Origin of the sequence: Nocardioides potassii (genome assembly GCF_021648885.1) — a bacterium.
Classification (GTDB): domain Bacteria; phylum Actinomycetota; class Actinomycetes; order Propionibacteriales; family Nocardioidaceae; genus Nocardioides; species Nocardioides potassii.
In genome coordinates, this window is sequence record NZ_JAKJHZ010000012.1 from 1 (window position 1) to 12,800 (window position 12,800).

12 protein-coding genes and 1 pseudogene are annotated in these 12,800 nt (G+C 71.4%); 11 read left to right on the forward strand and 2 right to left on the reverse strand.

The genetic code is table 11. The features are described from left to right. Both L2K70_RS19385 and L2K70_RS19390 read right to left on the reverse strand, forming a co-directional pair. Positions 1–307, reverse strand: a pseudogene (locus tag L2K70_RS19385) (hypothetical protein); the annotation flags it as partial. A 130-nt stretch (positions 308–437) separates the two neighbouring features. Next, on the reverse strand, positions 438–1,133 hold the full coding sequence (locus tag L2K70_RS19390; protein WP_236404971.1) for a cysteine hydrolase family protein: 696 nt from the start codon (positions 1,131–1,133) through the stop codon (positions 438–440). A 22-nt stretch (positions 1,134–1,155) separates the two neighbouring features. Here L2K70_RS19390 and L2K70_RS19395 point away from each other — a divergent pair, with 22 nt between their 5' ends. The 11 genes from L2K70_RS19395 (at position 1,156) to L2K70_RS19445 (ending at position 12,798) form a co-directional block, all read left to right on the forward strand. After that, positions 1,156–1,665 (forward strand): GNAT family N-acetyltransferase, encoded by a 510-nt coding sequence (locus L2K70_RS19395; protein ID WP_236404972.1) that lies wholly within the window; start codon positions 1,156–1,158, stop codon positions 1,663–1,665. Further along, the gene (locus tag L2K70_RS19400; protein WP_236404974.1) at positions 1,662–2,228 is read left to right on the forward strand and encodes a GNAT family N-acetyltransferase; all 567 of its coding nucleotides are present in this window, start codon (positions 1,662–1,664) and stop codon (positions 2,226–2,228) included. Before L2K70_RS19395 ends, L2K70_RS19400 begins: the two co-directional genes overlap by 4 nt. A gap of 50 nt (positions 2,229–2,278) precedes the next feature. Further along, a complete protein-coding gene (locus L2K70_RS19405) occupies positions 2,279–3,370 on the forward strand; it encodes a DUF808 domain-containing protein (protein WP_236404975.1) in 1,092 nt (363 codons plus the stop codon). A gap of 93 nt (positions 3,371–3,463) precedes the next feature. Beyond that, positions 3,464–4,900, forward strand: coding sequence for an adenosylhomocysteinase (ahcY, locus tag L2K70_RS19410; protein WP_236404976.1), 1,437 nt, complete (start codon positions 3,464–3,466; stop codon positions 4,898–4,900). A 54-nt stretch (positions 4,901–4,954) separates the two neighbouring features. Continuing rightward, positions 4,955–5,653: an MtrAB system response regulator MtrA gene (mtrA, locus tag L2K70_RS19415; RefSeq protein ID WP_236404977.1), complete on the forward strand. Its 699-nt coding sequence runs from the start codon at positions 4,955–4,957 to the stop codon at positions 5,651–5,653. A gap of 36 nt (positions 5,654–5,689) precedes the next feature. Further along, a complete protein-coding gene (gene mtrB, locus L2K70_RS19420) occupies positions 5,690–7,297 on the forward strand; it encodes an MtrAB system histidine kinase MtrB (RefSeq protein ID WP_236404978.1) in 1,608 nt (535 codons plus the stop codon). Next, complete coding sequence (locus tag L2K70_RS19425) at positions 7,294–9,027, forward strand: LpqB family beta-propeller domain-containing protein (RefSeq protein ID WP_236404979.1); 1,734 nt, start codon at positions 7,294–7,296, stop codon at positions 9,025–9,027. Before mtrB ends, L2K70_RS19425 begins: the two co-directional genes overlap by 4 nt. Before the next feature lie 58 nt (positions 9,028–9,085). Continuing rightward, positions 9,086–9,835 (forward strand): ComF family protein, encoded by a 750-nt coding sequence (locus L2K70_RS19430; protein WP_236404980.1) that lies wholly within the window; start codon positions 9,086–9,088, stop codon positions 9,833–9,835. A gap of 349 nt (positions 9,836–10,184) precedes the next feature. Continuing rightward, positions 10,185–10,811: a ribosome hibernation-promoting factor, HPF/YfiA family gene (hpf, locus tag L2K70_RS19435; protein WP_236404981.1), complete on the forward strand. Its 627-nt coding sequence runs from the start codon at positions 10,185–10,187 to the stop codon at positions 10,809–10,811. Positions 10,812–10,862: 51 nt separating this feature from the next. Then, positions 10,863–11,549 (forward strand): response regulator, encoded by a 687-nt coding sequence (locus L2K70_RS19440; protein ID WP_236404982.1) that lies wholly within the window; start codon positions 10,863–10,865, stop codon positions 11,547–11,549. A 7-nt stretch (positions 11,550–11,556) separates the two neighbouring features. Further along, on the forward strand, positions 11,557–12,798 hold the full coding sequence (locus L2K70_RS19445; RefSeq protein ID WP_236404984.1) for a winged helix-turn-helix domain-containing protein: 1,242 nt from the start codon (positions 11,557–11,559) through the stop codon (positions 12,796–12,798). Positions 12,799–12,800 lie beyond the last annotated feature (2 nt).

The window sequence follows — 12,800 nt, forward strand, 5'->3', positions numbered from 1 at the left end:
TGAGCTTCTTCGCCGCGGTCGTGGAGATGCCGAGGACGGTGCCGAGCTCGGCGACGCAGAACTCGGCGACCAGGGGACACCCGTCGCCGGCGATGGGTTCCTCGTGCTCGGTGCCGCGGACCTCGAACGCGGCGGCGGTGTGGGTCGACTCCGGTGGGTGGAGGTCGGCCCACCGTGCGGCGAGGTCGAGCTGACGGGCGGCAGCCGCGTTCTCAACTGCACGTTCGCTCCGGATCGAGTCGAGCAGGTCGGAGGCGGTGGGGGCGTCTGCCTCACCCGCTTCGAATCCTGCCAGCGCATCGATCATGTGTTCGATTCTAGACGAGAGCACCGACATCCGGGTCGATCTCCACAAGGGAGCTCGACGCATGCTGCGGAGGTGGGACTCGACGCGACGTCGTCGCTCGTCCACCAACCAAAGAGCCGGAGTTCCGGCGTCACCCCCCGTGCGGAGAGGTGCCCGCCTCGATCAGCGCCAGCACCTCAGCCGTCGGACGTACGTCGCCGTAGGAGCGGTAGACGACGTGGAGCGTCGCGTTGTGGTCGCGGTCGCGGGTGGCGGCGCAGGCGTCGGCGACCAGGATGACGCGGAGGCCGGCGGCGCTGGCGCCGCGGACCGTGTCCTCGACGCAGACGTTGGTGACCGTGCCCGTGACGATGACCGTGTCGACATTGCCCGCGGCCAGGAGCGACGGGAGCTCGGAGGAGCCGGGTGTCCAGGCGCTCCGTGCGGTCTTCTCGACCGCGAGGTCGGACGGAGCCACGTCCAGTCCTGACGCGAGGCGCGACCTCACCGGCCCGGACCCTCCCGACCCGGCGTAGAGCGCGGCCACCTCGTCGCCGAAGAACTCGCGGTCCTTGTCGCTGGGCACGGTGTACCCCGGCACGACCCACGCCACCGTGCCGCCAGCCGACCGCACGGACGCGGCCAGGGCGTTGACCCGCGGCACGATCCCGCGGACGTACGCCGACTCGAGCGCGAAAAACGGCACGATGTCGACGACCACGAGCGCGGTCCGGCGGGGATCGAGGTGCTCGAAGGCGTACCGGCGCCCTCGTCGGGCCTCGTGGCGGGCGTACTCCCGCTCCTCGATCCGCCAGTCGTGGTCGGCGACGTCCGAGGGCGAGGTCATCGGGCGAGGCTACTGTCCAGCCATGCCACCGTCGGTGCTGCGCGCGATGCGAGTCGAGGACGTGCCCGCCGTGATGGCGGTGCAGGAGCCCGCGTCGATCGCCGGTCTGTCCTTGGTGTTCCCGCAGGACTCCCACCCCTTCCCTCTGGACGTGCTGGCCGACCGGTGGCGCGCGGAGATCGCTGACCCGGCCGTCGACTGCTTCGTGATCGTCCGCGAGGCCGAGGTCGCCGGGTTCGCCGCGACCTCCGGAGCGGAGCTGAAGCACTTCGGCGTCGCGGTGGAGGAGTGGGGGAGCGGCCTGGCGCGGGCGGCGCAGGACGAGCTCGTCGTGCGCATGGCGGATGCGGGGTACGAGCGGCCGTGGCTCCGTGTCTACGCCGCCAACCCACGCGGGCGCGCCTTCTGGGAGAAGGTCGGTTGGTCCGACACCGGCAAGCGGGAAACCGGGGCCATGCCGCCGCACGCGGAGCAGCTCATCTACGCCTACGACCCCGCATCGTCCGGAACCGCGCCTAACGTCACGCCATGACCTACGAGACCCGGCTGCTGACCCCTGACACCTGGGACGACTTCGCCGAGCTCGTCGAGGCCAACAACGGGGTGTGGGGCGGCTGCTGGTGCATCGGCTTCCACCCCGAGGGGCTCGGCGGCACCCGGCAGGACCACCGCGACGCCAAGGAGCGCCACACGCGCGAGGGCACCGTCCACCAGGTGCTGGTGTACGACGGCGGCAGCTGCGTCGGGTGGTGCCAGTTCGGGACGCCCGACGAGCTGCCGAACATCAAGAACATCAAGGCCTACGAGAAGGAGCTCGTCGAGCTGCCGCGGTGGCGCATCGGCTGCATCTTCACTGGTGGCAAGCACCGCGGGAAGGGCGTCGCTCGCGCCGCGGTGACGGCGGTCCTCGAGGAGATCCGCAAGGCCGGCGGGGGCGTCGTCGAGGCGTACCCGGAGCAGGTCGACGGCCGCAAGCCCCAGCGCGGGGCGTACCTCCACACCGGTCCCGAGACGCTGTACGCCGACCTCGGGTTCGTCCGCGACCGGCAGGTCGCCACGTGGCGCTGGGTCATGCGCCGCACGGTCGAGGCGTGAGAGGCGCCGATAGGCTGCACCCTCCGACCCCACGACCCGAAGGATCGCCCATGGCCGGTGGACTGTTCGCCCTTCTCGACGACGTCGCCGCCCTCGCGCGCATCGCCGCAGCCAGCGTGGACGACGTGGGTGCCGCCGCGGCGCGGGCGAGCGCGAAGGCCGCGGGCGTCGTGGTGGACGACACGGCCGTGACGCCGCAGTACCTCCACGGGTCGGCCGCGGACCGCGAGCTGCCGATCATCAAGAAGATCGCCCTCGGGTCGCTGCGCAACAAGCTCCTCTTCATCCTGCCCGCGGCGGTGCTGCTGGGTCAGTTCCTGCCGTCCCTGCTGCCGGTGATCCTGATCTTCGGTGGCGCGTTCCTCGCCTACGAGGGCGCGCACAAGGTCCACGAGAAGCTGACCGGGCACGGTGGTGCCGAGGCCGAGGTCTCGGACGCCGGCGAGTTCACCCCCGAGCACGAGCAGCGGACCGTCGCCAACGCGATCCGCACCGACTTCATCCTGAGCGCCGAGATCATGGTCATCGCGCTCAAGGAGGTCGTCGGCTCCGACGCCGACGCCAGCATCTGGATGCGGGCCATCGTGCTGGCCGTGGTCGCGGTGCTGATCACGGTGCTCGTATACGGGGTGGTCGCGCTCATCGTGAAGATGGACGACGTCGGGCTGCGCCTCGCCGAGAAGCCGTCGAAGGGTTCGCAGCGCCTCGGCCTCGCGCTCGTCTCGGCGATGCCGCGGCTGCTCGCGGCGATTTCGTTCATCGGCACGCTCGCGATGCTCTGGGTCGGTGGCCACATCTTCCTGGTGAGCCTCTACGAGATCGGCGGCCACGACGGCCTGCTCGAGGGCACCGCGATCGGCGACGCCCTGCACGCGCCGTACGACCTCGTGCACCACTGGGAGGTGGACGTGCACGACGCCGTCGGCGGGGTCCTCGGCGCCCTCGCCGGCTGGCTCCTCAACACCGTGCTGTCTGCCATCGTGGGCCTCGTCGTCGGCGGCATCGTCCTCGCCGTGCTGAGGGCCGTGGGGGTGGGCGGCCACCGCGGCGAGCACGGGGTCGAGCACGGCGACGAGCACCCGTCGGACGGCTCCGGCGGTGACCACGGTGAGCCGGCTCACGAGGATTCTCCGAATCGCTGATCGCGGTTTTACGCTCTCTGGTGTCCGCGCGGGAGATCCCGACTACGCACAGATGTGCGGCGCAGACCGCCTCTTCCGCACCAGGAGAATCTGATGGACTTCAAGGTCGCTGACCTCACCCTCGCCGCCTACGGCCGCAAGGAGATCGAGCTCGCCGAGCACGAGATGCCGGGCCTGATGGCCATGCGCGAGCGCTACGGCAAGGAGCAGCCGCTCGCCGGCGCCCGCATCGCCGGCTCGCTCCACATGACGATCCAGACCGCCGTGCTGATCGAGACCCTCGCGGCTCTCGGCGCGGACATCCGCTGGGCCACCTGCAACATCTTCTCGACGCAGGACCACGCCGCCGCGGCGGTCGTCGTCGGCCCGCCCGCCAAGGGCGGCACCCCCGAAGACCCGAAGGGTGTCCCCGTCTTCGCGTGGAAGGGCGAGTCGCTCGCCGAGTACTGGGACGAGGCCGAGAAGGTCTTCGACTTCGCCGAGGGCGGCCCCAACATGCTCCTCGACGACGGCGGCGACATCACCATGCTGCTCCACCTCGGTGTCGAGTACGAGAAGGCCGGCGCCGTGCCGTCCCAGGACTCCACCGACAACGAGGAGTTCAAGGAGGTGCTGCGCGTCCTGGCCCGTTCGCTGGAGAACGACCCGCAGCGCTGGACCAAGCGCGCCCCGATGGTCAAGGGCGTCTCGGAGGAGACCACCACCGGTGTCCTGCGCCTCTACGAGCGCTTCAAGGAGGGCACGCTCCTCTTCCCGGCGATCAACGTCAACGACTCGGTCACCAAGTCGAAGTTCGACAACAAGTACGGCTGCCGCCACTCGCTCGTCGACGGCATCAACCGCGCCACCGACGTCATGATCGGCGGCAAGGTCGCGGTCGTCTGCGGCTACGGCGACGTCGGCAAGGGCTCGGCCGAGTCGCTGCGCGGCCAGGGTGCCCGCGTCATCGTCACCGAGATCGACCCGATCTGCGCGCTGCAGGCCGCGATGGACGGCTACGAGGTCAAGCGCCTCGAGTCGGTGGTCGAGACCGCCGACATCTTCATCACGACGACCGGCAACTTCGACATCATCACCGTCGAGCACTTCCACAAGATGAAGCACCAGGCGATCGTCGGCAACATCGGTCACTTCGACAACGAGATCAACATGGCCGGTCTGGCCAAGATCCCCGGCATCGTCAAGGACGAGATCAAGCCGCAGGTCCACCAGTGGATCTTCGAGGACGGCAAGAAGATCATCGTCCTGTCGGAGGGCCGCCTGCTCAACCTCGGCAACGCGACGGGCCACCCGTCGTTCGTCATGTCGAACTCCTTCACCAACCAGGTGCTGGCCCAGATCGAGCTGTTCTCGAAGGCCGACGACTACGAGCTGGGCGTCCACGTGCTGCCCAAGCACCTCGACGAGGAGGTCGCCCGCCTGCACCTCGACGCCCTCGGTGTCGAGCTGACCGAGCTCACCAAGGAGCAGGCCGCCTACCTCGGCGTCCCGATCGAGGGCCCCTACAAGTCGGACCACTACCGCTACTGAGCGACCCGTCGGACCTGGCCTGACCCGCGGACCCCTGTCCGTAGACTGGACACCATGACGGACCTTGCCGAACCGGCGCGCGGCAGCGTGCTCGTCGTCGACGACGACGCCTCCCTGGCGGAGATGCTCTCCATCGTCCTCCGCCAGGAGGGGTTCGACAGCCGGATCGTCGGGCGCGGCGACGTCGCGCTCGATGCCTTCCGTGACTACAAGCCCGACCTGGTGCTGCTCGACCTGATGCTGCCCGGCAAGGACGGCATCGACGTCTGCAAGGAGATCCGCGCCGAGTCCGGCGTGCCGATCGTGATGCTGACGGCGAAGGGCGACACGGTCGACGTCGTGGTCGGCCTCGAGTCCGGCGCCGACGACTACATCGTCAAGCCCTTCAAGCCCAAGGAGCTCGTCGCCCGGGTCCGGGCGCGCGTACGACGCAACGACGTCGCCAACGACGAGGGCCTGACGATCGGTGACGTGTCCATCGACGTGGCCGGGCACTCGGTCACGCGGGGCGGAGACCCGATCAACCTGACGCCGCTCGAGTTCGACCTGCTCGTCTGCCTGGCGCGCAAGCCCTGGCAGGTGTTCACCCGCGAGGTGCTGCTCGAGCAGGTCTGGGGCTACCGGCACAGTGCCGACACCCGCCTGGTCAACGTCCACGTGCAGCGGCTGCGCTCCAAGGTCGAGCACGACCCGGAGAACCCGGAGGTCGTGGTGACCGTGCGCGGCGTGGGTTACAAGGCCGGCAAGTCCTAGGCAGCCCGCGACCGATGAGCACCTGATGAGCAGCCGATGAGCAACGGCTGGCGCGACCGGCTGCCGCCGGTCCTCCGTCACGGGCCGACCTTCTGGCGGCGGTCCGTGCAGGCCCGGGTGGTGGTGAGCACGATGCTGCTCAGCGCCCTCGTGGTCGGGGTCGTCGGTGCGTTCCTCATCCACCAGACCCGCGACGGCCTGCTCAACAGCCGCGTCGACGCGGTGGTGCAGGAGGCCGAGGGCGAGACCGAGACGGCGCGCCAGCAGCTCGCGGCCGCGCCGCCACTCGACCTCGACGAGTCCGCCCAGCAGCAGGCCCTCGTGGAGCCGATCATCGCCCGCGGGTCGAGCCGCGGGTTCGCGGTGGTGCTGTCGCCCCCCATCGCCGAGGGCGTGCGCCTGGCCGACGGGGGCGCGAAGTTCACCGAGGGCCTCGATCTCGCGAGCGTGCCGGAGTCCCTCCAGGCCCGCTTCGAGTCGGTGTCCTCGACGGCATGGACCTACACCGACATCAAGACCACCGCGGAGATCAGCGGCCTGCCCGCCGGCCCCGGCGTCGTGGTCGGCAGCCAGGTGCGACTCCCGGCCGACAACCGGACCTACACGCTCTACTACCTCTACTCCCTCGACGAGCAGCAGCGCACGCTCGCGCTCGTGTCCCGCGCGATGCTCGTCGCGGGCGTCCCGCTGCTGCTCCTCGTCGCCGGCCTCACCTGGCTGGTGACCCGCCAGGTGGTGACGCCGATCCGGATGGCTCGACGCGTCGCCGAGCGGCTCGCGGCAGGACAGCTGCAGGAGCGGCTCCGCGTGCGGGGCGAGGACGACCTCGCCCGCCTCGCGACGTCGTTCAACCAGATGGCGTCCAACCTGCAGAAGCAGATCCGCCAGCTCGAGGAGCTGAGCCGGCTCCAGCGGCGGTTCGTCTCCGACGTCTCCCACGAGCTGCGCACGCCGATCACGACGGTGCGGATGGCCAGCGACGTCATCCACGACGCGCGGCCGTTCCTCGACCCCGTCACGGGACGCGCGGCCGAGCTGCTGCAGAAGGAGCTCGACCGCTTCGAGACGCTGCTCGCCGACCTGCTCGAGATCAGCCGCTTCGACGCCGGTGCCGCGGTGCTCGAGGCCGAGGACGTGGACCTCGTCGACGTCGCCCGCCGGGTCGTCGACATGACCTCGGCGCTCGCCGCGCAGCGCGACACCCGCGTCATCGTGCACGACCCCGGGGTGCCCTGCGTCGCGGAGGCCGACGTACGCCGCGTGGAGCGCATCGTCCGCAACCTGGTCACCAATGCGATCGACCACGCCGAGTCGCGCGACGTGGAGATCTTCGTCGGCGCCGACAGCCAGTCGGCGGCGATCGCCGTGCGCGACCACGGCATCGGGCTGGGCCCGGGGGAGTCGGCCATGGTCTTCAACCGGTTCTGGCGGGCCGACCCCGCCCGCGCCCGCACCAGCGGCGGCACCGGGCTGGGCCTGTCGATCTCCCTGGAGGACACCCACCTGCACGGCGGCTGGCTCCAGGCCTGGGGCCGCCCCGGTGAGGGCGCGCAGTTCCGGCTCACGCTCCCGCGCCACCTCACCTCGCAGCTGCGCCACTCGCCGCTGCCGCTCGTCCCCGACGACGCCCGGGAGACGGCATGACCTCACGTCTCGGGCGTGCGCTTGCATCCGTGACCGGCTGCGCCCTCCTCGCGGCATGCACCTCCATGCCGACCGACGGGCCGGTGCGCGAGCCGCAGGTCTCCACCGCGACCGATGACGCCCCCGGCATCTCGTTCGACCCTCGCCCGCCGCAGGCGGGTGAGTCGCCGACCGACATCGTCGAGGGCTTCCTCGAGGCGATGAAGGCGACCCCGATCACCACGACGGTTGCGCGCCAGTTCCTGACCAGCGACGCGGCCGACGCCTGGGCACCCGAGGAGCAGGTCATCACCTACGCCGAGCCCGGGCCGCCGTCGGGCGAGGCCTTCGTGCAGGTGCCGCTGACCGACATCAACTTCTACGACGACCGCGGCGCGTGGCAGCGCTCGAGTCCCGGCCGCACCCTCGAGCTGGGGCTGGTCCAGGAGGACGGCGAGTGGCGCATCGATGCGCTGCCGGACGCGTTGATCGTGCCCGAGTCGTGGTTCGGCGACCAGTACCAGCGGGAGTCGCTCTACTACCTCGACCCGACGGCGGAGGTCCTGGTCGCCGAGCCCGTCTACGTGCCGCGAGGCGACCGCTCGGCCTCGTCGCTGGTCCGTGGCCTGGTGACCCCGCTGCCGGCCGAGCTCACCGGCGTTGCCACCACCTTCTTCCCGGCGGGCACCCGCGACGGTCTCTCGGTGCCGATCATCGGCGGGATCGCCGTGGTCGACCTGTCGGGTGACCCCGCTGCGGTCGACGAGGAGACCGGCCGACGCATGCTCGCGCAGCTGGCCTGGACCCTGCGCCAGGACCCGCGGGTGCGGGCGATCCAGCTCAGCGTCGGCGACCGCGCGATCACCGTCCCCGAGGGGTCCTCCGAGGGAGGGCTCGACGCCGGCAACCCGTTCGACCCGGACGGCCAGCGGCCGGACCCCGACCTGTACGCCCTCGAGGACGGCCGCGTCGTGAGCGGCACGATCGACGCGTTGGCGGGCACCCTCGGCCCGCTCGGCGGCGACGGCTACGACGTGCGCTCGATCGGCGTGAGCATCTCGGGGTCGCACGTGGCGGCGGTCTCCACCAGCGGCACCGACCTCCTCCTCGCGCCCACCCAGGCGCCCGACGGCGAGGTGTCCACGCCCGTCCAGGGGGCGACGGACCTCGACACGCCCCACTGGGACTACCGCGACCGCATCTGGGTGCTCGACCGCGGTGCCGGCCGGGCCCGGGTCCTCGTCGTCACCGACGGGGTGGCGGGCGAGGTGACGGTGCCGGGGGTCACGGGCCGGTCCGTGAAGAAGATCCTCGTCTCGCGCGACGGCAGCAGGCTGGTCGCCGTCGTCCGCGGGCGCGCGGCCGACCGCGTGGTGTCGACCCGGATCCTGCACGACGCCACCGGGACCGTCCTCGGCGCCACCCCGCTCCAGCAGCTCCCGCTGCCCGCCGAGGCCAGCCCCCGCGTCCGTGACGTCGGCTGGCGCTCGCCCACGTCGATCGCCGTGCTGCGCAAGATCAACGCGGACTTCTCGCTCGTGCGCACGGTCGCCGTCGAGGGGGCGCCCGGCGACGTCGAGACCGGGGGCGCCAACCTGGTCCGCGGCCCGACCCGCAGCCTCGTCTCGGCGCCGGTCGAGGGCAGCGACGTGTACGCCCTCGGGCCGAACCTGTTCGCCAACGTGGTCCGCCCCGAGCGGCCGGTCCCGACGCTGCCCGAGGGCCTGTCCGCCCTGACCTACGTCGGCTGATCCACAGGTCGCACCCGCCCGGTTGCCGTCGTACGTCCGTGGCTGCTGGCATGGTGAGGTGCTCGACGCCGCGCTCGACCTGTTCCTCGGGAGCCGGTGCGTCGGCTGCGACCAGCCCGGCCGGATGCTCTGCGGCCGCTGCCGCTCGGCCTTGTCCACCAGCGCACGCGTCGCCTGGCCGACCCCGGTCCCTGACGGCCTCGTGACGCCGTGGGCGACCGAGGTGTACGACGGTGCCGTCCGTGCGCTCGTCGTCGGGCACAAGGACCGTGGCCAGTGGGGCCACCGCCGGGTGCTCGGCGACCTGCTCGCCACGGCGGTGCTGGGAGCGACCGCCGCCCTCGACCCCGACGTCCCCGTGCTGCTCGTCCCGGTGCCGTCGCGGCCCGGCGCCGGGCGCCAGCGCGGTTACGAGGCGACCGCGGCCATGGTGCGTGCCGCGGCGGACGTCGTACGACGACAGCGGCCGGTCGCGGTCGCCCCGCTGCTCGTCTCCCGCGGCGCGGCCGACCAGGCCGGGCTCGACGCGGGTGGCCGGGCGGCCAACGTCGGGCACTCGATGACGTGCCCGGCGACGTCACTGGCACGCGCCGCCCGGCGCTGGCCGCGCGGTCACGTGGTGGTCTGCGACGACGTCGTCACCACGGGATCGACCGCCCGAGAGGCGCAGCGCGCGCTCGAGGCGGTGGGCCTGTGGCCCGTCGCCGTCGCGGCCGTCGCGGCCACCAGGCGGAGAGGTCGGGAGGTGGGGCCGGAGGTGGGTCGAGGCGTGGTCCCGACGGTTGGCCCGGGGGCCCGGAACGGCTAGCGTCATGTCATGGAGTCCGCCTGGGTCCGTGGTTGCGTCGCGAGGAGCTGTTCCTCGCGGCAAGCCGATGCCAGTCGCAGGCGAAACGGTCCACGTAAGTCCCTCGCGGGACGATCACGGTGCGGCTTAGAAGTAAGTCCTGCCTCGTCGTCGGCGTCATATGCGCCGGCAGCCGGGAGAAGGCCAGTAGTGGCGGAGAAGCTGCGAACGCCTCAGCAGGCGGTTGTGGGGTCGAAGACCAGGTCGGCCGGGCGGGCTCCATCCCACCCTGCCCCGGCGTACGCCCTCGCTGGGTGTGCGTCCGGGACCAATGGAGGGGTGCGGACGTTCGCTAGTTGAGGAGGTTCACATGGAGGTTGTGGTCACGGGACGGCACTGCGAGGTGTCCGATCGCTTCCGCGAACATGTCTCGGAGAAGCTCAGTCGTCTGGAGAAGCACGACCACCGCATCATGCGGGTCCAGGTGGAGGTGGAGCTCGAGAAGAACCCCCGTCAGCACGACCGCGCGACGAAGGTCGAGCTCACCGCCTTCTCCAAGGGGCCGGTGATCCGGGCCGAGGCGGCCGCCGAGGACAAGATGGGCGCGCTGGACCTCGCCGTCGACAAGATGCAGGCCCAGATGCGCCGGGCGGCGGACCGACGCCGCGTCCACAAGGGTCGCAACGCCCACGTCGCCCTCGGCGAGGCGCTCGCGGGCATGCCCGAGGTGGAGGACGCCGCCGAGGACGACGGCGTCGTCGAGCGCCAGGTCGGCCCGATCACCGTCACCGGTGACGGCCCCCTCGTCGTCCGCGAGAAGTCGCACGGGGCGAGCCCGATGACCCTCGACCAGGCCCTCTACGAGATGGAGCTCGTGGGGCACGACTTCTACCTCTTCGTCGACAAGGAGAGCGAGCGCCCGTCGGTGGTCTACCGCCGCCGCGGCTACGACTACGGCGTCATCTCGCTGGACGTCGACGGCGATTCGCCCGCCTGAGGCCAGCGTTCCTGCCACGCCCTGGTCACGCGCGCATGACATGATGCGCGCGTGACCGAGGCACAAGGAACACCGTCAGGCACCGAACCCGTCCGCGTCCTGGTCGTCGACGACCAGGAGCTGTTCCGCCGCGGCCTGATCATGCTGCTGAGCGGTGACACCGACATCGAGGTCGTCGGCGAGGCGTCCGACGGCATCACCGCCACCGAGCTGGCGGTCAAGACCGCGCCGGACGTGATCCTCCTCGACGTCCGCATGCCGCGCCGCACCGGCGTGGAGGCCTGTCGCGGCATCAAGGAGGCCGTGCCGTCGGCCAAGATCATCATGCTCACCGTCTCCGACGAGGAGGCCGACCTCTACGAGTCGGTCAAGAACGGCGCCTCGGGCTACCTGCTGAAGGACTCCTCGATCGAGGAGGTCGCGCAGGCGATCCGCGTCGTCAACGAGGGCCAGTCGCTGATCAGCCCGTCGATGGCGGTCAAGCTGATCGACGAGTTCAAGCAGATGTCGAAGCCCGAGCGCGAGCAGGGACCGGCGCTGCGCCTCACCGACCGCGAGCTCGAGGTGCTGCGACTGGTGGCCAAGGGGCTCAACAACCGCGAGGTGGCCAAGGAGCTCTTCATCTCCGAGAACACCGTGAAGAACCACGTGCGCAACATCCTGGAGAAGCTCCAGCTCCACTCGCGCATGGAGGCCGTCATGTACGCCATGCGCGAGAAGCTCCTCGACCTGCCCTGAGGTCCTCGTGGACCAGCTGACCCGGCGCCAGGCCCGCCGCATCGCGCTCGCCGCGCAGGGCTTCACCGACCGTGCGCACGCCACGCCGGCGGCGAGGACGCTCGAGCGTACGGTCGCGCGCACCGGTGTGCTCCAGGTCGATTCGGTCAACGTGCTGCAGCGCGCCCACTACATGCCGCTCTACTCGCGGATGGGTCCCTACGACGTCGACCTCCTGCGTCGCGCCTCCACCACGGGCGGGCGGCGTGCGCGCCACCTCGTGGAGTACTGGGCGCACGTCCAGGCGCTGATGCCGGTCGAGCTGTGGCCGCTCATGCGCCACCGGATGGAGAAGTACCGCGCCGAGCGCGGCAAGTGGGGCTTCGTGGCCTCCGACCCCGGCCTCGAGCGGCGGGTGCTCGACGCCGTACGCGACCGCGGTCCGGTGACGGCCCGCGACCTCGAGGACGAGTTCAGCACCGGCCCGCGGACCAAGGAGCACTGGGGCTGGAACTGGTCGGAGGCCCGCAAGGTCCTCGACTACCTCTTCCTCGTCGGTGACGTCGCGATCGGCGGGCGCACCAGCCAGTTCGAGGTGGTCTACGACCTGCCCGAGCGCGTCCTGCCCGCCGCGGTGCTCGACGCCCCGACCCCGTCGCCGCAGGACGCCGTCACCGAGCTGGTCCGCCGGGCGGCCCGCTCGCACGGCGTGGCGAGCGGCGCCGACCTCGCCGACTACTACCGCCTGCGCCTCCAGCCCGCCCCCGGCAAGCCGAGCACCAAGGTCGCGATCGATGAGCTGGTGGAGTCCGGGGAGCTGGTGCCGGTCAAGGTGCAGGGCTGGAAGCGGCAGGGCTACCTCCACCGTGACGCCCGGCTGCCACGCCGCGTGGGCGCCCGCACGCTGCTCAGCCCGTTCGACCCGGTCGTGTGGGAGCGCGAGCGCACCGAGGCGCTGTTCGACTTCTTCTACCGCATCGAGATCTACGTCCCCGCCGACAAGCGGGTCCACGGCTACTACGTGCTGCCCTTCCTCCTGGGCGACGAGCTCGTGGCCCGGGTCGACCTCAAGGCGGACCGGGCGGCCCGGGTGCTCCTGGTCCCGGGGGCGTTCGCCGAGGACGGTGCGCCCGCCGACACCGCCGAGGAGCTGGCGGCCGAGCTGCACCGGCTGGCCGGGTGGCTGGATCTCGACGACGTGGTCGTCGGGGGCCGCGGTGACCTCGCGGAGCCCCTGCGGCACGCATTGGGAGCCGCGTTGAGGCGGTAGGT

What these genes read in the sequence shown, in the direction of transcription:
- L2K70_RS19390 (WP_236404971.1), bottom strand. Translation starts at nt 1,133, where the DNA reads ATGACCTCGCCCTCGGACGTCGCCGACCACGACTGGCGGATCGAGGAG.
- L2K70_RS19395 (WP_236404972.1), top strand. Translation starts at nt 1,156, where the DNA reads ATGCCACCGTCGGTGCTGCGCGCGATGCGAGTCGAGGACGTGCCCGCC.
- L2K70_RS19400 (WP_236404974.1), top strand. Translation starts at nt 1,662, where the DNA reads ATGACCTACGAGACCCGGCTGCTGACCCCTGACACCTGGGACGACTTC.
- L2K70_RS19405 (WP_236404975.1), top strand. Translation starts at nt 2,279, where the DNA reads ATGGCCGGTGGACTGTTCGCCCTTCTCGACGACGTCGCCGCCCTCGCG.
- ahcY (WP_236404976.1), top strand. Translation starts at nt 3,464, where the DNA reads ATGGACTTCAAGGTCGCTGACCTCACCCTCGCCGCCTACGGCCGCAAG.
- mtrA (WP_236404977.1), top strand. Translation starts at nt 4,955, where the DNA reads ATGACGGACCTTGCCGAACCGGCGCGCGGCAGCGTGCTCGTCGTCGAC.
- mtrB (WP_236404978.1), top strand. Translation starts at nt 5,690, where the DNA reads ATGAGCAACGGCTGGCGCGACCGGCTGCCGCCGGTCCTCCGTCACGGG.
- L2K70_RS19425 (WP_236404979.1), top strand. Translation starts at nt 7,294, where the DNA reads ATGACCTCACGTCTCGGGCGTGCGCTTGCATCCGTGACCGGCTGCGCC.
- hpf (WP_236404981.1), top strand. Translation starts at nt 10,185, where the DNA reads ATGGAGGTTGTGGTCACGGGACGGCACTGCGAGGTGTCCGATCGCTTC.